At 73.1% G+C, this 21466-nt stretch carries 20 protein-coding genes; 9 read left to right on the top strand and 11 right to left on the bottom strand.

Features of this window, described 5'->3' with window-relative positions; genetic code table 11:
- Nucleotides 1-5: 5 nt before the first annotated feature.
- The 7 genes from BS72_RS04650 to BS72_RS04620 all read right to left on the bottom strand — a co-directional run bounded on the left by BS72_RS04650 (nt 6) and on the right by BS72_RS04620 (nt 6384).
- Complete coding sequence (locus BS72_RS04650; protein WP_037906622.1) at nt 6-254, bottom strand: acyl carrier protein; 249 nt, start codon at nt 252-254, stop codon at nt 6-8.
- Nucleotides 255-469: 215 nt separating this feature from the next.
- The gene (locus tag BS72_RS04645; protein ID WP_037906619.1) at nt 470-1504 is read right to left on the bottom strand and encodes a ketoacyl-ACP synthase III; all 1035 of its coding nucleotides are present in this window, start codon (nt 1502-1504) and stop codon (nt 470-472) included.
- Nucleotides 1501-2478 (bottom strand): ACP S-malonyltransferase, encoded by a 978-nt coding sequence (locus BS72_RS04640; protein WP_051950744.1) that lies wholly within the window; start codon nt 2476-2478, stop codon nt 1501-1503. The genes BS72_RS04645 and BS72_RS04640 overlap by 4 nt, the downstream gene beginning before the upstream one ends.
- Before the next feature lie 91 nt (nt 2479-2569).
- Nucleotides 2570-3769, bottom strand: coding sequence for a PucR family transcriptional regulator (locus BS72_RS04635; RefSeq protein WP_037906617.1), 1200 nt, complete (start codon nt 3767-3769; stop codon nt 2570-2572).
- Nucleotides 3770-3851: 82 nt separating this feature from the next.
- On the bottom strand, nt 3852-4631 hold the full coding sequence (locus BS72_RS04630; protein WP_051950672.1) for a pirin family protein: 780 nt from the start codon (nt 4629-4631) through the stop codon (nt 3852-3854).
- Entirely contained in the window at nt 4628-5449 is an 822-nt protein-coding gene (locus tag BS72_RS04625; protein WP_037906615.1) for a serine hydrolase domain-containing protein, read from the bottom strand. Before BS72_RS04625 ends, BS72_RS04630 begins: the two co-directional genes overlap by 4 nt.
- Before the next feature lie 131 nt (nt 5450-5580).
- Nucleotides 5581-6384, bottom strand: coding sequence for a hypothetical protein (locus BS72_RS04620; RefSeq protein ID WP_037906613.1), 804 nt, complete (start codon nt 6382-6384; stop codon nt 5581-5583).
- A 258-nt stretch (nt 6385-6642) separates the two neighbouring features.
- Here BS72_RS04620 and BS72_RS04615 point away from each other — a divergent pair, with 258 nt between their 5' ends.
- Both BS72_RS04615 and BS72_RS04610 read left to right on the top strand, forming a co-directional pair.
- On the top strand, nt 6643-7134 hold the full coding sequence (locus BS72_RS04615; RefSeq protein ID WP_037906610.1) for a MerR family transcriptional regulator: 492 nt from the start codon (nt 6643-6645) through the stop codon (nt 7132-7134).
- Nucleotides 7134-8153, top strand: coding sequence for an aldo/keto reductase (locus BS72_RS04610; RefSeq protein ID WP_037906608.1), 1020 nt, complete (start codon nt 7134-7136; stop codon nt 8151-8153). The genes BS72_RS04615 and BS72_RS04610 overlap by 1 nt, the downstream gene beginning before the upstream one ends.
- A gap of 71 nt (nt 8154-8224) precedes the next feature.
- Here the strand turns inward: BS72_RS04610 and BS72_RS04605 are convergent, their stop codons facing one another.
- The 3 genes from BS72_RS04605 to aceE all read right to left on the bottom strand — a co-directional run bounded on the left by BS72_RS04605 (nt 8225) and on the right by aceE (nt 13485).
- Complete coding sequence (locus tag BS72_RS04605; RefSeq protein WP_051950671.1) at nt 8225-9013, bottom strand: DUF4429 domain-containing protein; 789 nt, start codon at nt 9011-9013, stop codon at nt 8225-8227.
- A 91-nt stretch (nt 9014-9104) separates the two neighbouring features.
- Entirely contained in the window at nt 9105-10298 is a 1194-nt protein-coding gene (locus BS72_RS04600; protein WP_232792211.1) for an alpha/beta hydrolase, read from the bottom strand.
- A 442-nt stretch (nt 10299-10740) separates the two neighbouring features.
- Nucleotides 10741-13485: a pyruvate dehydrogenase (acetyl-transferring), homodimeric type gene (gene aceE / locus BS72_RS04595; protein WP_037906607.1), complete on the bottom strand. Its 2745-nt coding sequence runs from the start codon at nt 13483-13485 to the stop codon at nt 10741-10743.
- Nucleotides 13486-13940: 455 nt separating this feature from the next.
- Between aceE and BS72_RS04590 the strand changes: the two genes are divergently transcribed.
- From BS72_RS04590 to BS72_RS04565, 6 genes are all read left to right on the top strand, one after another.
- Entirely contained in the window at nt 13941-14381 is a 441-nt protein-coding gene (locus BS72_RS04590; protein WP_037906606.1) for a DUF3052 domain-containing protein, read from the top strand.
- Between the two features lie 340 nt (nt 14382-14721).
- A complete protein-coding gene (locus BS72_RS04585; protein ID WP_232792210.1) occupies nt 14722-15207 on the top strand; it encodes a peroxiredoxin in 486 nt (161 codons plus the stop codon).
- Nucleotides 15208-15304: 97 nt separating this feature from the next.
- Nucleotides 15305-15880, top strand: a complete 576-nt coding sequence (locus BS72_RS04580) for a TerD family protein (RefSeq protein WP_037906605.1) — start codon at nt 15305-15307, stop codon at nt 15878-15880.
- Between the two features lie 46 nt (nt 15881-15926).
- Nucleotides 15927-16502, top strand: a complete 576-nt coding sequence (locus BS72_RS04575; RefSeq protein ID WP_037906604.1) for a TerD family protein — start codon at nt 15927-15929, stop codon at nt 16500-16502.
- A 69-nt stretch (nt 16503-16571) separates the two neighbouring features.
- Entirely contained in the window at nt 16572-17771 is a 1200-nt protein-coding gene (locus BS72_RS04570; protein ID WP_037906602.1) for a DUF475 domain-containing protein, read from the top strand.
- 88 nt (nt 17772-17859) lie between these two features.
- On the top strand, nt 17860-18591 hold the full coding sequence (locus BS72_RS04565; protein ID WP_037906601.1) for a Tellurium resistance: 732 nt from the start codon (nt 17860-17862) through the stop codon (nt 18589-18591).
- Between the two features lie 195 nt (nt 18592-18786).
- On the opposite strand, the gene BS72_RS04560 is transcribed toward BS72_RS04565, so the two are convergent.
- Nucleotides 18787-19722 carry a TerD family protein gene (locus tag BS72_RS04560; protein WP_063835957.1) on the bottom strand — a complete coding sequence of 312 codons (936 nt, stop codon included), beginning with the start codon at nt 19720-19722 and terminating at the stop codon, nt 18787-18789.
- 357 nt (nt 19723-20079) lie between these two features.
- Between BS72_RS04560 and BS72_RS04555 the strand changes: the two genes are divergently transcribed.
- A complete protein-coding gene (locus BS72_RS04555; protein WP_037906600.1) occupies nt 20080-21252 on the top strand; it encodes an HpcH/HpaI aldolase/citrate lyase family protein in 1173 nt (390 codons plus the stop codon).
- Nucleotides 21253-21466: the final 214 nt, after the last annotated feature.

Genomic DNA, 21466 nt, shown 5'->3' with positions numbered 1-21466 from the left:
CCGGATCAGTCCTGGGCCTTGAGGATGTAGTCGACAGCGTCGCCGACGGTCTTGAGGTTCTTGACGTCGTCGTCCGGGATCTTCACGCTGAACTGCTCCTCAGCGGCGACCACGACCTCGACCATGGACAGCGAGTCGACGTCCAGGTCGTCGGTGAAGGACTTGTCCAGCTGGACGTCCTCGGTGGGGATACCGGCGATCTCGTTCACGATGTCGGCGAGACCGGCGACGATCTCTTCCTTGGTGGCAGCCATCTGTTCGGCGCTCCTTGATGTGTCGTTTCGCTTGCGGCGGCGGGCGGGACGCGTCGCCACCGGTGGTTCGCGGTGCTCTGTGGTGCTGTGTCGTGCTCTGCCGGAGTCCTGCCGGTGCCTGGACGGCCCCGGAGGGACTCCGACGGTGAGGTGTCGCTGCTGTGTCGGCGTCCGACGGTGTTCTGACGTGTCCGACGCCTTCCGGCGTGTTCCGACTAGGGGAGGGTAACGACCGCGGCGGCGTAGACGAGACCCGCCCCGAACCCGATGACCAGCGCGGTGTCCCCGCTCTTGGCCTCGCCGGTGGCCAGCAGCCGCTCCATGGCCAGCGGGATCGACGCGGCCGACGTGTTGCCGGTGGTCTCGATGTCCCGGGCCACCGCGACGTGCTCGGGCAGCTTCAGCGCCTTGATCATCGAGTCGATGATCCGCATGTTCGCCTGGTGCGGGATGAACACGTCGAGGTCGTCCGCGCTGACCCCGGCGGCGTCCAGCGCCTCCTGGGCGACCCGCGCCATCTCGTAGACCGCCCAGCGGAAGACCGCCTGGCCCTCCTGGGTGATCGCCGGGAACTTGACCTCGCCGCTGGCGTCCAGCGGCAGCTGGTCCAGGTCGCCGCTCCGGAACCGGTCCCAGGGCACGGTCTGGGTGATGGTGTTGGACTTGTCGCCCTCCGAGCCCCAGACCGTCGGTCCTATGGCGGGCTCCTGGGACGGGCCGAGGATGACCGCGCCGGCGCCGTCGCCGAAGAGGAACGCGGTCGCGCGGTCCTCCTTGTCGGTGAGGTCGCTCAGCCGCTCCACGCCGATCACCAGCACGTACTTGGCGGTGCCGTCGGTGATCAGGCCCTTGCCGAGGGTCAGGCCGTAGGTGAAGCCCGCGCAGCCGGCGGAGATGTCGAACGCGGCGGGATTGCCGGCCCCGATCCGGTGCGCGATCTCGGTGGCGACCGCCGGCGTCTGCTTGAAGTGCGTGACGGTCGAGACGATGACGGCGCCGATCTCCGAGGCGTTGATCCCGGCGTCCGCGACGGCCTTGCCGCTGGCCGCCAGCGCCATCTCCGCGACGGTCTCGTCCGGCCCGGCCCAGTGCCGTGAGGCGATGCCGGAGCGGGACCTGATCCACTCGTCGCTGGAGTCGATGTGTTCGAGGATCACCTCGTTGGGCACCACCCGCACCGGGCGGTAGCCGCCCACGCTGAGGATGCGCGCGTGCGGGGCGCCCTTGCTGGGCTTGATCTTGGCAGTCATCGCTGCGGTGGCTCCTGTTCGGCTCGCTGCGGTCGGTCCTCCGCCGGTCCTGCCGCCTGCGCCGCCAGCTCGCGGGCCGCCGCCAGGTCGTCAGGGGTCTTGAGCGCCAGGGTGCGGACCCCGGGCAGGGCGCGCTTGGCCAGGCCCACCAGGGTCCCGCCGGGCGACACCTCGATGACGGCGGTCACACCGCGCCGCTGGAAGGTCTCCATGCACAGGTCCCAGCGGACCGGGCCGGACACCTGGGCGACGAGTCGGCGCAGCACCTCCGCGCCCTTCTCCACCGCCTGCCCGTCCGCGTTCGAAACATACGGCAGAGCCGGGTCGGAGACCGCGAGGGAGGGCGCCAGCGCCTCCAGCGCGGCCACCGCGGGGGCCATGTGGGAGGTGTGGAAGGCGCCCGCCACCTGGAGCGGCCGGACCCGGGCCTTCTCCGGCGGGTCCGCCGCCAGCGCGGCGAGCTGCTCGGCGGTGCCGGCCGCGACGATCTGGCCGGCGCCGTTGATGTTGGCCGGGGTCAGCCCCAGGCCCTCCAGGTGGGCCACCACCGCGTCGGGGTCGCCGCCGAGCACCGCGGCCATGCCGGTCTCGGTGACGGCCGCCGCCTCGGCCATGGCCCGCCCGCGGGTGGCGGTGAAGGCCAGCGCGTCCCGCTCGCCGAGGACCCCGGCGAGCGCCGCCGCCGTGATCTCGCCGACGCTGTGGCCGGCCACCAGGTCCGGACGGCCCGCGGCGCCGGGCGCGAACACGCCCAGCTCGCCGGCGGACAGCAGACCGGCGGCCACCAGCAGCGGCTGCGCCACCTTGGTGTCGCGGATCTCGTCGGCGTCGGCCTTGGTGCCGTAGTAGGCGAGGTCGAGGCCGACAGCGTCGGACCACCCCGCGACGCGGTCCGCCGCGCCGGGCAGGTCGAGCCAGGGGGTCAGGAAACCGGGCGCCTGAGCGCCTTGACCGGGAGCGACGAGTACGAGCACCTTCACACTCTCTCTCGCCGACGGCATCGACCGCCGGTGGGGACAGGGACCAAGAACTGACAGGTGATTTGTGGGTGTCCGACAAAACGGCTCAGCTGGCGCGCTCAGTCTCCGAGAGGCGGCCCAGGATCAGTGCGATGCGCAGGGTGAACGCCGATCGAACATCGGAGGGTGACCAGCCGGTGACATCGGTCACACGTCGCAGCCGGTAGCGGACGGTATTGGGGTGCACGAAAAGCATCCTCGCGGCGCCCTCCAGTGAGGACGCCTGCTCCAGGTAGACACTCAGAGTCTCCAACAGGGCAGAGCCCGCATCCTTCAGCGGCCTGTAGATCTCCTCCACCAACTGGTCGCGGGCCTGACGGTCGCCCGCCATCGCCCGCTCCGGCAGCAGGTCGTCGGAGAGTACCGGACGCGGGGCGTCCGGCCAGGCCCGGCACGCCCGCAGCCCGGCCGCCGCCGCGCGCGCCGAGCGGGTCGCCGAGAGCAGGTCGCCGACCACCGGGCCGGCCACCACCGGGCCCGGCGCGAACGGCCCGAGGAGCGCCTTCGCCACCCGGATCGGATCGTCGTCGCCGCCGGCGATCACCACCAGCCGATCGCCGAGCACCCCGGTCAGCACCTGGACCTTGGCGTGCCGGGAGGCCCGCCGGATCGCCTCCACGGTCAGCTCGCTGTCCCCGGTGGGCGCGGTGCCCAGCACCACCACCACCCGGTCCGGCGACTTCCAGCCCAGCGCCGCCGCCCGCGACAGCACGCCCTCGTCGGCCTCGCCGGAGAGCACCGCGTTGACCACCAGCGACTCCAGCCGCGCGTCCCAGGCGCCGCGGGCCTCGGCGGCCTGCGCGTAGACCTGCGCAGTGGCGAACGCGATCTCCCGCGCGTAGACCAGCAGCGCCTCCCGCAGCACCGCCTCGTCGCCGGGCGCGGCCACCTCGTCGATGGCCGCCTCCATCACCTCGATCGTGGTGCGGACCATCTCCACGGTCTGGCGCAGCGAGATCGCCCGGGTCAGCTCGCGCGGGGCGGTGCCGAACACGTCGGTGCTGATGGCCTGCGGCGTTCCGGGGTGGCGGAACCACTCGGTGAAGGCGGCGATACCGGCCTGTGCGACCAGGCCGATCCAGCTGCGGTTCTCCGGCGGCATCGCCCGGTACCACGGCAGCGTCTCGTCCATCCGCGCGATGGCGTTCGCGGCCAGGTGCCCGGCGGACTTCTCCAGCCGGCGCAGGGTCGCGGGGTGGTCGCCGACCGGTTCGGTGGGACGGGGCGCTTTGGAGGGTTCGGGCACGACGTCAAGGTTAGGGGGTTCGCTTTTCCGGACGGGACGGCCCCTACCGGGCAGACCCGAGCGAGGGGCGGAGACGACCGGGTCAGCCGTACGAGGGCTCGGCGTGCATCTCCCACACCAGGTACTCGGGTGCCCCTCGCTCCCCTTCGGCCGGTACGGCGTCAAGGGGGCCGCCCCCGGTCACCCGCAGGGTGTCTCCGGGCGCCAGCAGCCGGCCGCCGACCGCCACCCGGCCCCGGACGGCCTGCACGTGCCGGAACGGCGCGGCCGGCAGCTCCGCCGCGCCCCGGCCCAGGTACAGGGCGGCGTGCGGCTGCCGCAGCGCCAGCGGCGCGGGCACCGACGGCAGGCCCGAGGCGACCGGGTGCAGGCCGGGCCCGGCCGGCCCGCGCGCGCCGGCCGGATCGCGGGCCACGGTGTGCCGGGGCGGGCCGCCGAACGGGTCCGGGTGCAGCCACATCTGGACGAACACCAGCGGTTCGGCGCCGGGGTTGCGCTCCACGTGCCGCACCCCGCCGCCCGCGCTGAGGAGTTGGGCGTCGCCGGGGCGCAGCGTCACGGCGGTGCCGTCGGCGTCCCGGTGCTCCAGCTCGCCTGCCAGCACCCAGGTGACGATCTCGGTGTCCCGGTGGGTGTGCTCGGCGAACCCGGCTCCGGCGGCGAGGAGTTCCTCGTTGCAGGCCAGCAGCAGCCCGAAGCGGGTGTTGGCCGGATCGTAGAACTCGCCGAAGGAGAACGTGTGCCGGGTGGTGACGCCCGCCGCCGGATCGCCGCCGAGGTACCGGTCGGCGGCCCGGCGCACCTCGAACCCGCCCCCGGGGGAAGGGAGTCCGCCGGCCGGGGAGCCGTCGGGCGCGCTCACGCGGGGCGGCGCAGCTCGGCCAGCACCGCGTCGGTCAGCTTCGGCCACAGTGGGAGCGCCCACTCGCCGAAGTCCCGGTCGGTGAGCGCCACGCAGGCCGCGCCGGCCTCCGGGTCCACCCACAGGAACGTGCCGGCCTGCCCGAAGTGCCCGAACGTCGCGGGGGAGGAGAGCGACCCGGTCCAGTGCGGCGACTTGCGGGCGCGCAGCTCGAAGCCGAGCCCCCAGTCGTTGGGGTCCTGCTGCCCGTAGCCGGGCAGGACGCCCCGCAGCCCGGGGAACGCGACCGTGGTGGCCGCCGCCACGGTGGAGGGGTGCAGCAGCCGCGGCGCCATCAGCTCGCGCGCGAACGCCAGCAGGTCGGTGACGGTGGAGGTCGCGCCGTGCGCGGGGGAGCCGGACAGGGTCGTGCCCGCCATGCCCAGCGGGTCGAGCACGGCCTGCCGCAGGTACTCCGCGAAGGGGATGCCGGCCCCCTTGGCGAGGGTGTCGGCGAGCACCTCGAAGCCGGAGTTGGAGTAGATCCGCCGGGTGCCCGGCGCGGCCATCGCCTTGGAGCCGTCGAAGGCCAGCCCCGAGGTGTGGGCGAGCAGGTGGCGCACGGTCGCGCCGTCCGGCCCGGCGGGGTCGTCCAGCTCGAACACGCCCTCCTCGTAGGCGACGAGCGCGGCGTAGGCGGTGAGCAGCTTCGTCACCGACGCGAGCCGGAACGGCCGCGAGCTGTCGCCGACCGTCCCCGCCACGGTGCCGTCCCCCCGGACCACCCCTGCCGCGACGTTCCCCACCGGCCACCCCGTGACCTGCTCCAAGCTCTCCATGCGGCCCAGCCTAGGTCCTGTCCGCGCGCTGCCGCCGACCGCCCGTGGGAGCGCGTGAGCCAGGGCCGCCGGGTGGCTCGCCCGCGCTCCGGCGACCACCCGATCGGGTGAGCACCTGGGGTGGGCGACGGTCAGGGGGCCCAGGGCAGCCGTATCGCTTCGATCTCGGAGTCGTTCAGGAGGGCGTCGATGAGCGCGGCGGGCCCGGCGACCTTGGTGGCCCACAGGTCGTAGTCGGTGCAGATGACCCATGAGTGGTCCTCGGCCCAGAGGTTGGCGGGGCTGAAGTCGATGTCCGGGTGGTCGTACAGCTCCTCGGCGTCGCCGAGCCGCCCCACCTGGACGCGCGGGTTGTCGAAGTCGTAGACGTGTGTCGTCAGCGGGCAGTAGTAGGCCAGGCAGCGGGTGTCCGGGCCCGCCGGGCTGTGGACGCGGAGCAGCGCGACCAGCCGGTTCCAGGTCTCGCGGTCCAGGCTGCCCTCGGTCGGCGGCTCGATCGTGACGGGCCGGCTGCGGTCGGACTCCACGGAGGGGAAGCCCCGGTAGCAGGGCAGGGTGCCCTCGGGGACGATCGGATCACCGCTGCGCCGCGCGAGGTCGGCCCAGCGCAGCCGGCGCCAGCCGGGGCCCGGGTGCTCGGCGCGGCCCAGGCGGCCTCCGGTGAAGATCGTCTCGCCGTCCAGGTCGATGATGCCGACGACCTGCGGGAGCACGCTCCCGTCGGCGGTCCCGGCGCGGCGGACTCCGTCCAGGGAGGCGTCGGCGGGGCCCCGCTCGTGCTCGTACATGGCGTTCAGCACCCAGGCCGCGTCGGGCAGCGGGGGCGGCATGAACCCGCTGAGACCGTCGTCGTCGGCGAGTTCCCGCAGCCAGTCCGCGGTGCTGGACGGGGCGAGAGGCCACCTGGCCGAGAACGAAGTCGATGGTTGCTGCATTCAACTATATTATCCGGGGCGGCCGGCCGATCCCGCGCGGCGCGCGCCGCCGTTCGCCACCCGCTTCCACGCCGGTACCGGCCAGGGTGTCCACGCGGCCGGTGCACTGACCACCACCGGCCAACTGCGCTCTGTCCGGCGACCCTTGATGCCGTGCCTCCGGGGCGCCCGGTGCGGAAACGCGACCGGAGGGGCGCGCTCGCGAAACCGGCCGGGCGTGGTTGCCTGGAGTGCGCTCCAAGGCCATAGCGTGGACCCATGACCGTTGTGCGGGTGGCGAAGAGCTCTGACACAGGCGAGGTCCGCGGCGGGAGGGCCGGACCGCGCGCCACCGCCGGCTGCGCGGGCCACCCGCGCCCGGACGGCCAGGACTGGTACACGATCAGCGAGGTCTCCGACGCCACCGGCCTGAGCGCCCACACGCTGCGCTGGTACGAGCGGATCGGCCTGCTGCCGCGCGTGGACCGCTCGCACACCGGCCAGCGCCAGTTCAGCAAACGCGACCTGGACTGGCTCGGCCTCGTCGGCAAGCTGCGGCTGACCGGGATGCCGGTGGCCGACATGGTCGCCTACGCCGAGCTGGTCCGCGCCGGCTCCCACACCTTCGGCGAGCGGCGGACGCTGCTGGAGACCACCCGCACCGACGTGCTCCGCCGGATCGCGGAGCTGCAGGACACCCTGACCGTGCTGGACGGCAAGATCGCCGCCTACGCGGGCGCCGCGGCCGCGGCCCCGGAGAGGAACGCGTGATGAGCGACATCGGACGGCTGCCCGCCGAACGGCTGGGCGCGGACGGCCCCCTGGTGGGCGTCCAGGGCCTGGGCTGCATGGGGATGAGCGAGTTCTACGGCGCCACCGACGAGGCCGCGGCCCGCGCGACGCTGGAGACCGCGCTCGACCTGGGCGTGACCCTCTTCGACACCGCCGACATCTACGGCAGCGGCGCCAACGAGGAGTTCCTCGCGCCCTTCCTGCGGGCCCACCGCGACGAGGTGGTGCTGGCCACCAAGTACGCCATCGTGCGCAAGGACGACGACCCGGCATACCGGGGCGTCAGCAACGACCCCGCGTACGTCCGGTCCGCCGTCGAGGCGAGCCTGAGGCGGCTGGGCACCGACGTCGTCGACCTGTACTACATGCACCGGCGCGACCCGGCCGTGCCGCTGGCCGAGTCCGTGGGCGCGATGGCCGAGCTGGTGGCCGCCGGCAAGGTCCGCCACCTGGGCCTGTCGGAGGTGACCGGGGCGGAGCTGCGCGAGGCGCACGCGGTGCACCCGATCGCCGCGGTGCAGTCGGAGTGGTCGCTCTTCAGCCGGGACGTCGAGCTGTCCCTGGTGGGCGCCGCGGCGGCCCTGGGCGTGGCCGTCGTGCCGTACTCGCCGCTGGGACGGGGCTTCCTGACCGGCGCGTTCCAGGACGCCGCCAGCGACCTCGCGGCCGACGACTTCCGGCGGTACCAGCCGCGCTTCAGCGGCGACAACGCCCGGCGCAACGCCGAGCTGCTGGCGCCGGTGCGGCAGGCGGCCGAGGCGCACGGCGCCACGCTGGGGCAGATCGCGCTGGCCTGGGTGCACCAGCGGGCCGACGCGCACGGCCTGCCGGTCGTACCGATCCCGGGCACCCGGCGCTCCGAGCGGGTCCGGGAGAACACCGCCGCCGCCGCGATCCGGCTCACGAAGGAGGAGCTGGAGCTGCTGGAGCCGATCGGCTCCCAGGTGGCCGGCGACCGCTACCCGGACATGAGCGGCACCTCGCTGGCCCGCGAGTAGCCGCGATCCGGCCCCGGCGCCGCCCCGGGACCTGGCCCGCGCCGGGACCTGGGGCGGGCTCAGGGGCGGGCTCAGGGCCGGGCGCGGGCCGCCCGGATCGCCGCCAGCACCGCGGCCGCGAACGGCAGCGACTCGTGCACGGGCCCGTAGCCGAGGCCGAAGACCACCGCCGAGGGGTCCTGGTAGGCGGGGTCGGCCTCCCGCCCGGCCGGGCGGGGGCCGGCAGCCGCGACCGGGGCGGGGCGCGGGAAGGACGGCGGCGTCCCGGTCGCCGCGGCCGGCTCGCGCGGCAGCAGCCGCAGGTGGCCGTGGACCTGCTCCGGGCTGCGCCAGCGCACCCCGGACAGCTCCTCCACCGGGAACGTCTGGTCGCCGGCCTTCCACTTCGCCGTGGACGCGCCGGTGCGGAACCAGTGGAACGTCACCGCCCGGCCGTCGAAGGAGACCTTCGCGTCGTACGCCTTGAACGAGCGCGGCGCCGCCGGCGCGGCCACCAGGAACCGGCACGGCTCCGCGCCGCCGGCCGCCGCGATGGCGCCGAGCAGCTCCCCCCGGCACTCCTCGGCGCGCTCCCTGCCCTGCTCGGGCAGCACCAGCCGGTAGGGGTCGGCGCTCTCCCGCAGCTGGCCGTCGGCCACCTCCATCAGCGGGTCCGCGCCGGGCCTCGGCAGTGCTCTCAGCACCACCGTGCCCTTGCGGCCCTCGAACACGTCCACGCCCCCCAGCGCGCCGTACGGCACCCGCCGCTCGCCGAGCGTCTGGAGCAGCCGGGAGCCCCGTACGCCTCTGCTGTAGCGGATGACCAGTGCGTCGGGTGCGACCTCCCACACGGCGTTGCTTCCGCTCAGCACGTCACCCATAGGGGCCAGCTTAGAACCGGCTGTGCCTTTCGCGCCCCTGTCCGCTACGCGCGTTGCGTGAGGTCACGGGCCGGAAGCGGCCGGGCGTGTGTCACCTGAGACCGGTGGTGCAGGAGGCACCCGAGCGGCATACGACGGACCCGTACCGGCCCAGCGCTATGTCCGCGAAGTCGGCCAGGCTCGTGCTGCCCGGGGCGAAGTAGCCGGAGTGGCCGTCGGCCCCGGCCGCGCTGAGCACCCGGGCGCCGAAGGCGGCCGAGACGGGGTCGGCGCCGTGGCCGAGCCCGGCGAACTCCACGTACGGCACGTCGCTGATCCAGTCCCCGGAGTCCCGGGCCGCCCACACGTGGGCGGTGGTGCGCAGGTCCGAGACGCGGTCGGCGCGCATGCCGGGGCTGCCGAAGACCGCCAGGTCGCGGACCCGACCGTGCGGCAGGTGCGGCGCGGCCACCCCGCACAGCACCGAGCCGTAGGAGTGGCAGAACAGCGAGACGGTCGCGCGGCGCGGCAGCGACGCCAGCAGGCTCTCCAGCCGCGGCGCGCCGCGTTCGGCGAGGGTGCCGGTGGAGGCGTCCAGGCCGAGGCCCACCGGCGCGGTGTAGCCGGCCCAGGCGATGACGGCGGTGTGCGCGTCCGGCGCCTCCCGCCGCTCCGCCTCGTACAGTGCCTGCCCCATGCCGACGGGCGCCTCGTACGGCTTGTTCGCCGACTCGAAGTCCAGGACGTCGGTGTCGGAGCCGGGCACCACCACGGCGACCCGCCGGGCCGTGGAGAGGTCGCCGAAGACCTCGGCGACCAGCCCGCTGCCGGTCGGGTCGAAGGCGAGGATCTGCCGTCCGGGCGTCAGCAGGGAGGCGTACCGCGTGGCCAGCTCCGACGCCTGCCGCTGGCCGGAGAAGTTCAGCTCCCCGGAGTGGGCCAACCGCCGCGCCCGGGTCTGCTGCTCGGCCAGCGCGAGCCGGTTGGCCCGGTAGCGCAGGGTCGGGGAGACGCCGTCGAGGTTGCCGACGACCAGCGGGTAGCGCTCCGCCAGCCGCGCCCGCTGGGCGGCGGTCAGGGAGGCGAAGAAGTGGCTGATGGCGGCGGGCGGGGAGGTGGGGGCGGGGAGCTGCCGCAGGCCGGCCGACCCGGTCATCCAGGCCGCGACCGCCGCGGCGCGGGCCCCCTCGGCGGCGGGTGGGCGTACCGCCGTCCACCCGGTGGTGGAGACCATCACGCAGAGCACCGCCAGCGCCAGCAGGGCGCGCAGCGAGACGGGGCTCAACCGCCGGGAAACGGGGGTCACGTGCAGGTCACTCGCTCCTGCCTCGGGGTGCGGGTTCGGGCGGTGCGGGGCGCGCCCGGCCTGAGGCGGCCGGTGCGGGCCGGGGCGCTCCGCGAGGAGCGCCCGGCGGCGCGAACGCGTCCCCTCCAGCGTAGAAGAACCGTGCCGGGAAGACCCGTCAAGTCCGGAAGGAACCGGTTGGTCCCCTAGGTCGCGATGGACGGCTCGGCAGCCCGGAAACGGCCGCGGGCCCCGACCGGTCGGGGGAGACCGGTCGGGGCCCGCGGGGCGGCGGCCAGGGAGCACCGTCAGCCGTCAGCCGTCAGCCGTCAGCCGTCAGCCGTCAGCCGTCAGCCGTCAGCCGTCAGCCGTCAGCCGTCAGCCGTCAGCCGTGAGCCGTCATCGGCGGCCCGGGGGCTGCCCGAGCCGCCGGGGAGGCCGCCAGGGAGCCGCCAGGGAGCTGTCAGGCGTCGCCGCCCGCCGCGCCCGGGTCGGCGGCCGAGGTGTCCAGCAGCTGGTAGCGGTCCACCGCCTGCTTCAGCGCGGAACGGTCGACCTTCCCGTCCCGGGCCAGCTCCGTCAGCACCGCCAGCACGATCGACTGCGCGTCGATGTGGAAGTGGCGCCGCGCCGCGCCGCGGGTGTCCGCGAAGCCGAAGCCGTCCGCGCCCAGCGACGCGTACCGGCCCGGCACCCAGCGGGAGATCTGGTCCGGCACCGAGCGCATCCAGTCCGAGACCGCCACGAACGGGCCCTCGTGCCCGGACAGCTTCCGCGTCACCCACGGGACGCGCTGCTCCTCCTCCGGGTGCAGCAGGTTGTGCTCCTCGACGGCCACGGCCTCGCGGCGCAGCTCGTTCCAGGAGGTGGCCGACCACACGTCGGCGGCCACGTTCCACTCCTCGGCGAGGATGCGCTGCGCCTCGACCGCCCACGGCACGGCCACGCCGGAGGCGAGGATCTGCGCGGGGACCTGCCCGGCGGTGGCCGGCTGGAAGCGGTGCACGCCCTTGAGGATGCCCTCGACGTCCACGTCCGCCGGCTCGGCCGGGTGCTGGATCGGCTCGTTGTAGACGGTCAGGTAGTAGAAGACGTCCTCGCCCGGCCTGCCGTCGGCGGTCTCGCCGTACATCCGCCGCAGGCCGTCCTGGACGATGTGGGCGATCTCGAACGCGTACGCCGGGTCGTAGGCCACGCAGGCGGGGTTGGTGGAGGCCAGCAGCTGCGAGTGGCCGTCGGCGTGCTGGAGGCCCTCGCCGGTGAGCGTGGTGCGGCCGGCGGTGGCGCCCAGGACGAAGCCGCGGGCGAGCTGGTCGGCCATCTGCCAGAACTGGTCGCCGGTGCGCTGGAACCCGAACATCGAGTAGAAGACGTAGACCGGGATCAGCGGCTCGCCGTGGGTGGCGTACGACGACCCGGCGGCGATCAGCGAGGCGGTACAGCCGGCCTCGGAGATGCCGTCGTGGAGCATCTGGCCGGTCGGCGACTCCTTGTAGGCGAGCAGCAGCTCGCGGTCGACGGACTCGTACTGCTGGCCCAGCGGGTTGTAGATCTTGGCGCTCGGGAAGAACGCGTCCATGCCGAAGGTGCGGTACTCGTCGGGGGCGATCAGCACGAACCGCTTGCCGATCTCCTTGTCCCGCATGAGGTCCTTCAGGACCCGGACGAACGCCATGGTGGTGGCGATCGACTGCGCCCCGGTGCCCTTCTTCGCCGTCGCGTAGGTCTTCTCCGGCGGCAGCGGCAGCGGCTTGGCGCGGACCACGCGGGTGGGCACGTAGCCGTCCAGCGACCTGCGGTGGTCGTGCATGTACTGGATCTCTTCGGAGTCCCGGCCCGGGTGGTAATAGGGCGGGTACCCCTCCTCCAGCTGTCGGTCGGTGATCGGCAGGTGCAGCCGGTCCCGGAAGCCCTTGAGGTCGGCGACGGTGAGCTTCTTCATCTGGTGGGTCGCGTTGCGGCCCTCGAAGTTCGGCCCGAGCGTCCAGCCCTTGATGGTCTGGGCGAGGATCACCGTCGGCTGGCCCTTGTGCGCCATCGCCGCGGTGTAGGCGGCGAAGATCTTGCGGTGGTCGTGGCCGCCGCGGCCCAGGTGCAGGATCTGCTCGTCGGTGAGGTTCTCCACCATCTTCCGCAGCCGCTGGTCGTCGCCGAAGAAGTGCTCGCGGATGTAGGCGCCGGTCTCGGTGGCGTACGTCTGGAACTGGCCGTCGGGCGTGGTGTTCATCCGGTTCACCAGCAGCCCGTCGCGGTCCTGCGCGAGCAGCGGGTCCCAGGAGCGGTCCCACACCAGCTTGATCACGTTCCAGCCGGCGCCGCGGAACTGCGACTCCAGCTCCTGGATGATCTTGCCGTTGCCGCGGACCGGGCCGTCGAGGCGCTGGAGGTTGCAGTTCACCACGAAGGTGAGGTTGTCCAGCCCCTCGCGGGCGGCGATGGACAGCTGGCCCAGCGACTCCGGCTCGTCCATCTCGCCGTCGCCGAGGAACGCCCACACGTGCGAGGCGGAGGTGTCGGCGATGCCGCGCGCCTGGAGGTAGCGGTTCATCCGGGCCTGGTAGATCGCGCCCAGCGGGCCCAGGCCCATGGACACGGTCGGGAACTCCCAGAAGTCCGGCATCAGCCGCGGGTGCGGGTAGCTGGAGAGCCCGTCGGGCGCCTTGGACCTCTCCTGGCGGAACGCGTCCAGCTGGGTCTCGGTGAGCCGGTCGAGCAGGAACGCGCGCGCGTAGATGCCGGGGGAGGCGTGGCCCTGGAAGAAGACCTGGTCGCCGCCGGTGCCCTTGTCCTTGCCGCGGAAGAAGTGGTTGAAGCCCACGTCGTAGAGGGAGGCGGAGGAGGCGAAGGTGGCGATGTGGCCGCCGACGCCGATCCCCGGGCGCTGCGCGCGGGAGACCATCACCGCGGCGTTCCACCGGGTGGCGTTGAGGATCCTGCGCTCGATCTCCTCGTTGCCCGGGAAGAACGGCTCGTCCCTGGTGGCGATGGTGTTGACGTAGTCGCTGCTGCGCATCTCCGGCACGGCGACACGCTTCTCACGCGCGCGCTCGATGAGCCGCAGCATCAGGTAGCGGGCCCGCTCCCGGCCCCCGCTGTCGATGGCCGCGTCGAGCGAGTCGAGCCACTCAGCCGTCTCCTCGGGATCGAAATCCGGGACCTGGCTGGGAAGGCCGCCGATGATGATCGGGTTGCGATCGGAGGAAGCCACGCTGTTCCTTCGCTAGCTGGAGGCGATGACGGGCAGCACCCCGGCACCGGGGTCGTCACGCGCGGGAGCACTGCTGGGGCGCCTCCATCGTGTACCGCACGCGTTCGATACGTCATCTCTACCAGGCGGTAACAGCGGGTCGGCGGCCAAACCTGAACTCTACGCCCACCCGGATGCACGGCCGACGCGCACCGCCAATCGGCCGCAACACCGGCAAACCGCAGTGATCTGCGTCACCATGGAGGAGGAAGGCGGCCGCTCCGGGGCGGGGAACTTGCGGCGAAGACGGTCGAATCATCACCGTTTCGGCGGTCTCGTACGCCGGGTACTTGCGCGATCCGCCGCGCCCGTGTGGACTACCGCCAGCGGCCCGTGACGCAGCGGGCGCGCAACGGGGCCCACTCGGGTCCCGCAGAGCGAGGGCACGAACCCGTGCACGTGACAGGAGGCAAAGCGTGAGCGCGACCGCGGACCACGCGGAGGAGCGGACCAACCCGGCGAGCCGGCTTGGTTTCGAGCCCGGACAGGTGGTCCAGGAGCTCGGGTACGACGAGGACTGCGACCAGGAGCTTCGTGAGGGCATCGAGGACCTCACGGGCGAGGAGCTCGCCGACGAGGAGTACGACGACGTCCCCGACGCCGTCCTCCTCTGGTTCCGTGAGGACGACGGCGATCTCACCGACGCGCTCGTCGACGCGACGTCGACCGTCGACGCCGGTGCGCCGATCTGGCTCATGACGCCGAAGACCGGACGGGACGGGCACGTCGAGCCGAGCGAGATCGGCGAGGCGGCGCAGACGGCCGGCCTGGCGCAGACCAGCAGCGTCAACGCGGCGAAGGACTGGACCGGGAGCCGTCTCGTCACGCCGAAGACGGCGAAGGCCGGCAAGCGGTAGGACGCCGGATTCCGGCCGTCGACCGGGGGCGGATTCCCGCCTCCGGCCACCCGCCGCCGGGTGGGCCCTGGCTTTCGGCTGCCCGCCGGGGGCCGCGTGGATGTCCCGCGGTCCCCGGCGGAGGCATGCCCGGCGACGGCTCCTCGGCGCGCCGCTCGCGACGGTTCGGCGGACCGCTCCCGGCTGTCCGCCCACGGGGGCGCTCGCGGGGGGCTCCGCGCCCCCCGAGGGGCGCGTCGGGGTGCCGGTGGGCGTGTCCGGGGGTAGCGGGTACGGGGAGCGGGCAGGCTGGGGCTGAGGCCGTCCGGGTGGCGGGGTGTGCGGGAGAGGGAGCGGGGCCGTGGAGGAGCGGGGCGTGGCGGGCGGGGGCGCGATCGCGGCGGGGGTGGCGGCGCCCGGGTTCGAACTGCCCGACCAGCACGGCCGCACGGTGCGGCTGGCCGACTTCCGGGGCGTGAAGAACGTGGTGCTGCTCTTCTTCCCCTTCGCCTTCACCAGCGTCTGCACCGGCGAGCTGCGGGCCGTCCAGGAGGCCCTGCCGTCCTTCCAGAACGACCACGTCCAGGTGCTCGCCGCCTCCTGCGACTCCATGCACGCGCTGCGTGCCTTCTCCGACGCCGAGGAGCTGGAGTTCCCGCTGCTGTCGGACTTCTGGCCGCACGGAACCGCCGCCCGCTCCTACGGGGTCTTCGCCGCCGACAAGGGGTGCGCGCTGCGCGGCACCTTCGTCATCGACCGGACCGGCACCGTGCGGTGGACCGCCGTCAACGCGCTGCCGGACGCGCGGGACCTGGACGGGTACGCGAAGGCGCTCCAGGCTCTGTGAGGCTCGGGAACGGGTCACTAGGCTCGGCTCGTTGACGGTGCGGAACAGGCAGACCAGCCGTCCCGACAGGGGCGGCGGAACGGATCGGGAGGACCCTGTGGGAGTCAGCCTCAGCAAGGGCGGAAACGTCTCACTCACGAAGGAGGCGCCCAACCTCACGGCCGTCGTGGTCGGACTGGGCTGGGACGCCCGTACCACCACGGGCGCGGACTTCGACCTGGACGCGAGCGCGCTGCTCACCGACGCGCAGGGCAAGGTCCTCTCCGACCAGCACTTCGTCTTCTTCAACAACCTGAAGAGCCCCGACGGCTCGGTGGAGCACACCGGGGACAACCTCACCGGCGAGGGCGACGGCGACGACGAGGTGATCAACGTCGACCTGGCCGGCGTCCCCGCCGACGTGGCCAAGATCGTCTTCCCGGTGTCGATCTACGACGCGGAGCCCCGCCAGCAGAGCTTCGGCCAGGTGCGCAACGCCTACATACGGGTGGTCAACGCCGCCGACGGCGGCGAGTTGGCCCGCTACGACCTCACCGAGGACGCCTCCACGGAGACGGCGATGATCTTCGGCGAGCTCTACCGCAACGGCGCCGAGTGGAAGTTCCGCGCCATCGGCCAGGGCTACGCCTCCGGACTGCGCGGCATCGCCCAGGACTTCGGCGTCAACGTCTGACCGGCGCGGGCGCCGCACACCACAGATCGAGGGGGAAGGGACAACGATGGGCGTCACGCTCGCCAAGGGGGGCAACGTCTCCCTGTCCAAGGCGGCTCCGAACCTCACCCAGGTGCAGATCGGCCTGGGGTGGAGGGCGCGTTCCACCACGGGTGCCGAATTCGACCTGGACGCCAGCGCGCTGCTGTGCGGGGGCGGCCGGGTCCTGGGCGACGACTACTTCGTCTTCTACAACAACCTGAAGAGCCCTGACGGTTCGGTGGAGCACACCGGCGACGAACTGGTCGGCGGCAGCGGCGGCGACGACGAGACGATCCTCGTCGACCTGGCAAAGGTCCCGGCGACCGTCGACAAGATCGTCTTCCCGGTGTCGATCTACGACGCTGACGTGCGCGTGCAGACCTTCGGCCAGGTCAGCGACGCCTACATCCGGGTGCTCAACCAGAGCGACGGCAGCGAGTTGGCCCGCTACGACCTCACCGAGGACGCCTCCACGGAGACGGCGATGATCTTCGGCGAGCTCTACCGCTACAACGGCGAGTGGAAGTTCCGGGCGGTGGGGCAGGGGTACGCCTCCGGACTGCGCGGCATCGCCCTAGACTTCGGGGTCAACGTTTCGTAAAAAATCCGCGTGACGTTCGCGGGGGACCCTTGGTCCCAGGGGAACCACAAGGGATTGGGTGGGAAGCACGTGCTCCTCAGAACATTCGGCTGGTCGTTGGGCATCACTGCCGCCGGCCTCGCCCTGGCCGGCATCCTCTGGGGAGGCCAAGGCGTCGCGATCGTCGCCATCCTGTCCGTCCTCGAAATCTCCCTGTCCTTCGACAACGCCGTGATCAACGCGGGGATCGTCCGCAAGCTCAACCCCTTCTGGCAGCGGATCTTCCTGACCGTCGGCGTGCTCATCGCCGTGTTCGGCATGCGGCTGGTCTTCCCGATCATCATCGTGGCCGTCACCGCCAAGCTGAGCCCGTGGGAAGCGGTGCGGATCGCGGTCAACGACCACGACCGCTACGAGAACCTGGTGACCAACGCCCACCCGGCGATCGCCGCGTTCGGCGGGATGTTCCTGCTGATGATCTTCCTGGACTTCATCTTCGAGGACCGGGAGATCACCTGGCTGTCGTGGCTGGAGAAGCCGCTGGCCAAGCTCGGCAAGCTGGACATGCTCTCGGTCGTGGTGGCGATGGTCGCGCTGGTCGTCGCCGGCACCACCGTGGCCACCGGGGTGCCGCTGCACGGCGGCCACGGCACCGTCGACAAGGGCGAGACGGTGCTGCTGTCCGGCGTCGCCGGCCTGATCACCTACCTGGTGGTCGGCGGCGTCTCCAGCTTCTTCGAGGAGCGCCTGGAGGACGAGGACGAGGACGGCGACGAGGACGGCGGCGAGGGGGGCGAAGGAGCCGAGCGGCAGCCGCGGGAGGCCGCGGTCGGCAACGGCTCCGGCGCCAGCCGGTCGCAGGCCGCGAGCGTGGCCGGACTGGCCGGCAAGGCGGCGTTCTTCATGTTCCTCTACCTGGAGGTCATCGACGCGTCGTTCTCCTTCGACGGCGTCATCGGCGCCTTCGCGATCAGCAACGACATCTTCGAGATCGCCCTGGGCCTGGGCATCGGCGCGATGTACATCCGGTCGCTGACCGTCTTCCTGGTCCGCAAGGGCACCCTGGACGACTACGTCTACCTGGAGCACGGCGCCCACTACGCCATCGGCGCGCTGGCCGTCATCCTGCTGGTGACCATCAAGTACGAGGTGAGCGAGGTCGTCACCGGCCTGGTCGGGGTTGTCCTGATCCTGGCGTCGTACTGGTCGTCGGTGGTACGCAACCGCCGTCTCGGGGCAGACTCCTCGCAGTCGGACGACGACAAGACCGAGGTGGCGTCCCGGACCTGACCCGGCCGCCCACCGACGGCGCTGCCCCCGCACGGCGGGGGCAGCGCCGCGTTCCGTGACAGGGAAGCGTCTGGGAGGACGAACAGCGATGGCCTGGTGGCGGTTCCTGCAACCTGGCGGCGCCCGCCAGTTGGACATGGCGAACGCCCACAGCGTGGAGCTCACCAAGCGCCAGCCGGAGGTGAACCTCACCCGGAACGGCGCCGCCGTCGGCAACATGCGCGTCAACCTGTCGTGGCAGATGCGCACGTCGGACACCGGTGACTGGGCGCTGGAGCGAGGCGGTTTCCTGCGCCGCCAGATGGAGTCGTTCCGGCCACATGTGGTGCAGGCGGCGGGACCCGCGATGGTCAACGTCGACCTGGACCTGGCCTGCATGTACGAACTGGCCGACGGCTCCAAGGGCGTGGTCCAGCCGCTGGGCGACTTCCTGGGCGACCTGGACGCGGCACCGTACATCCAGATGAGCGGCGACGACCGGTTCGGCGGCTCCTCCGGCGAGACGATGTACATCAACTTCGAGAAGGCCGACGAGTTCAAGCGGCTGCTCGTCTTCGTCTACATCTACGACGGCACCCCCGCCTTCGACCGCGCCCACGCGAAGGTGGAGATCTTCCCCGGCTCCGGGCCCCGGATCGAGATCCCGCTCACCGAGCGCCACCCGCAGGCCCGTTCGTGCGCGGTGCTGCTGATCGAGAACCGCAAGGGCGAGCTGTGGGCCCGCCGCGAGGTCAAGTACGTCTACGGCTTCCAGGCCGAGATCGACCGCCTCTACGGGTGGGGCCTTCAGTGGGGGCGCGGCTACAAGTCCAAGGTCTGATCTTTTCTCTGCCCCCCTCGCACCGCGCTGAGCCTTTTTCTGCCCCCCTCGCACCGCGCTGCGGGCTTCGGGTGGCCGGCCGGGCTCCGCCCTGCAGGGGTGCGCGGCCGGGGACGGGTCGGGCGGGGGGAGGGCCTCAGGACTGCTTCTGGAACTGGGGGCCCTGCGGCGGCAGGGTGAACGAGCCGTCGGGGCTCAGAGGCGCCCTGGCGGCCTGCGCGGTGGCGGCCACCGGCTGCGGGTAGCCGTAGGCGGGGTAGGCCGGCTGCGGCTGCTGGTGGACGGGCGGCTGCGCCGGGGGCTGCTGCGGCATCGGGGGGACGTTGGCGGGCGCGCCGGGGAACGGCGGCCGGCCGGGCCCTGCGGGGCGGCCGCCGGCTGCTGCCGGCCGTGGGCGGGCGCGGTGGGCTGCGGGTAGCCGTAGGCGGGCTGCGCGGGCACGTGGCCGGGGTACGGCGCGGCCAGCGGGTAGCCGTAGACGGCGGAGGGCCGGGCTTCGGGGGAGGCGGCGGTGCCGGTGCCGGTGCCGCCCGCGGGCTGGGCGGCCGGCGAGCCCGCCAGGGGGGCCACGGGCTGCTCCGGCTCGCCGTCGTCGACCGCGACGCCGAACTCCGTCGCCAGCCCGACCAGCCCGGAGGCATAGCCCTGGCCCAGCGCGCGGAACTTCCAGCCCTCACCCCTGCGGTAGAGCTCGCCGCAGATCAGGGCGGTCTCCTGCCCGGTGTCGGGCTCCACCTCGAAGACGGCGACGGGCGCGGCGTGCTGCGCCCCGGCCGTGTCGTACAGCGACAGCGCGAGGTCGCGCACCAGGCCGAACGGCCCGCCGTCGCAGGAGGCCGCCAGCACCACCCGGTCCACCGTCCGCTCCAGTGCCGCCAGGTCCACCTCGACGGTGTCGGTCAGCCCCTCGGGGACGCGCTTCTTCGGCAGGTGGCGGGCCAGCCCGGAGGGGTGCCGGGGCGCGTTGTAGAAGACGAAGTCGGCGTCGGAGCGGACGCGGCCGTCCGTACCGAGCAGCAGCACGCACGCGTCGACGTCGGGCACGGCCGGCCCCGGGCTCCAGCGCAGCACCGCACGGACCCCGGCGGCCTCCAGCGGGATGTTCGAGCCCTTCATCATCGCGTGCGTCATGCCCGCCATCCTGCCCGCCCGGCGGGGTCGCCCACAACGCCGCCCACAGCGCCCGCCCGGCGTGCTGCCCCCAGCGCCGGCCGCAGCGCCGCCCGGAGCGCCGCCCACGGGCGCGGGTGGGTCCGGCGGAGGCGGCCCGGGGCTGTCGGGGGTGTCCGGGGAGGGCCGCCGGACGGTCCGGAGCTGGTCGGGGAGGGGGATGAGCGGACGGCCACGCGGAGGACGGGTCGCGGTTACCTGTTTGTCACATGTTGGGGGAACCTTGGCGTCAGCTGTATACGTACGATAATCAGCCACGTCGTTGGGGGGTGGTCCGGACTGCCGGGCTCCCCGTCCCGCAGAACAGAAGGGGGGCCCATGCGGCACTTCGGGCATCTCTCCTCGGACACCAGGATGGGACTCTTCCACCGGGAGCCCCAGGAGTTCACCGCCGACGCCCCCGCCCACACGCTCGCCGTGGCGCTGGGGGCGACGCTGTACAGCCCCGCCACCCGCGAGAGCCTGGCCGACGACGTCCTGAAACAGGCGGAGCGGGGCGTGGTGTCCATGGTGCTGTGCCTGGAGGACTCCATCGACGACCGCGACGTGGCCGCCGGCGAGTCGAACCTCGTCGCCCAGTTCGCCGCCCTCGCCGCCCACAGCGCCGCCGGCCGGGGCCTGCCGCTGCTCTTCATCCGGGTGCGCACCGCCGAGCAGATCACCGATCTGGTCGAACGGCTGGGCGAGGACGTCCGGCTGCTGTCGGGCTTCGTGCTGCCGAAGTTCACCGAGGAGTCCGGCGGCCCCTTCCTTGAGGCGCTGACCCTGGCCGAGGCCGCCTGCGGGCGGCGGCTCTTCGCCATGCCCGTGCTGGAGTCCCCGCAGCTGCTCCACCTGGAGACCCGGGTGGAGACGCTGGCCGGCATCTCCCGCACCGTGGAGAAGTACCGCGACCGCGTCCTGGCGCTGCGGCTGGGCGTCACCGACTTCTGCTCCGGCTACGGCCTGCGCCGCGCCCCCGCGATGACCGCCTACGACGTGCAGATCGTCGCCTCCGTCATCGCCGACGTGGTCAACGTCTTCGGCCGCGCCGACGGCAGCGGGTTCACCGTCACGGGCCCGGTGTGGGAGTACTTCCGCCACCACGAGCGGATGTTCAAGCCGCTGCTGCGGCACAGCCCCTTCACCCCCGAGGCGGAGGACCTGCGCGAGACCCTGCTCGCCAAGGACATGGACGGCCTGCTGCGCGAGATCGAGCTCGACCGCGCCAACGGCCTCCAGGGCAAGACCTGCATCCACCCCAGCCACGTGCCGGTGGTCAACTCGCTCAACGTGGTCAGCCACGAGGAGTACTGCGACGCCGCCGACATCCTCAGGGAGGACCGCAGCGGCGGCGGGGTGCTGCGGTCGGCGTACACCAACAAGATGAACGAGGTGAAGCCGCACCGGCCCTGGGCCGAGCGGACCCTCGCCCGCGCCGAGGTCTTCGGCGTCGCCCGCGAGAACGTCGGGTTCGTCGACCTGCTCGCGGCCGCGCTGCCGACCGCGTGACCGGGGCCGCGTTCGACCGCTCGCCGGTCCCGCCGGACCCGCTGGACCGCGTGCCGGCCACGACCGTGCCCCTGGCCGCGACCCGGGTCGCGCCTCCGTCCCCGACCCCGGCCGCGCCTCCGACCCTGGCCGCGACCCCGCCCGGCCGTCCCTGCCCGCCCCGACGGTCGGCAGCGCCCGGCCCGCCGGAGCCCGCCGCCCCCGCACCGTGAGG

It is taken from the genome of Actinacidiphila yeochonensis CN732, assembly GCF_000745345.1.
Lineage (GTDB): Bacteria > Actinomycetota > Actinomycetes > Streptomycetales > Streptomycetaceae > Actinacidiphila > Actinacidiphila yeochonensis.
Note: the sequence above shows the minus strand (reverse complement) of the source record. Positions and strands in the feature narration are given on the sequence as shown.

Bases quoted from the DNA above. Each gene is read 5' to 3' on its own strand.
- BS72_RS04650 (WP_037906622.1), bottom strand. From the start codon at position 254: ATGGCTGCCACCAAGGAAGAGATCGTCGCCGGTCTCGCCGACATCGTG.
- BS72_RS04645 (WP_037906619.1), bottom strand. From the start codon at position 1,504: ATGACTGCCAAGATCAAGCCCAGCAAGGGCGCCCCGCACGCGCGCATC.
- BS72_RS04625 (WP_037906615.1), bottom strand. From the start codon at position 5,449: ATGGAGAGCTTGGAGCAGGTCACGGGGTGGCCGGTGGGGAACGTCGCG.
- BS72_RS04620 (WP_037906613.1), bottom strand. From the start codon at position 6,384: ATGCAGCAACCATCGACTTCGTTCTCGGCCAGGTGGCCTCTCGCCCCG.
- BS72_RS04615 (WP_037906610.1), top strand. From the start codon at position 6,643: ATGACCGTTGTGCGGGTGGCGAAGAGCTCTGACACAGGCGAGGTCCGC.
- BS72_RS04610 (WP_037906608.1), top strand. From the start codon at position 7,134: ATGAGCGACATCGGACGGCTGCCCGCCGAACGGCTGGGCGCGGACGGC.
- BS72_RS04605 (WP_051950671.1), bottom strand. From the start codon at position 9,013: ATGGGTGACGTGCTGAGCGGAAGCAACGCCGTGTGGGAGGTCGCACCC.
- BS72_RS04575 (WP_037906604.1), top strand. From the start codon at position 15,927: ATGGGCGTCACGCTCGCCAAGGGGGGCAACGTCTCCCTGTCCAAGGCG.
- BS72_RS04565 (WP_037906601.1), top strand. From the start codon at position 17,860: ATGGCCTGGTGGCGGTTCCTGCAACCTGGCGGCGCCCGCCAGTTGGAC.
- BS72_RS04560 (WP_063835957.1), bottom strand. From the start codon at position 19,722: ATGACGCACGCGATGATGAAGGGCTCGAACATCCCGCTGGAGGCCGCC.
- BS72_RS04555 (WP_037906600.1), top strand. From the start codon at position 20,080: ATGCGGCACTTCGGGCATCTCTCCTCGGACACCAGGATGGGACTCTTC.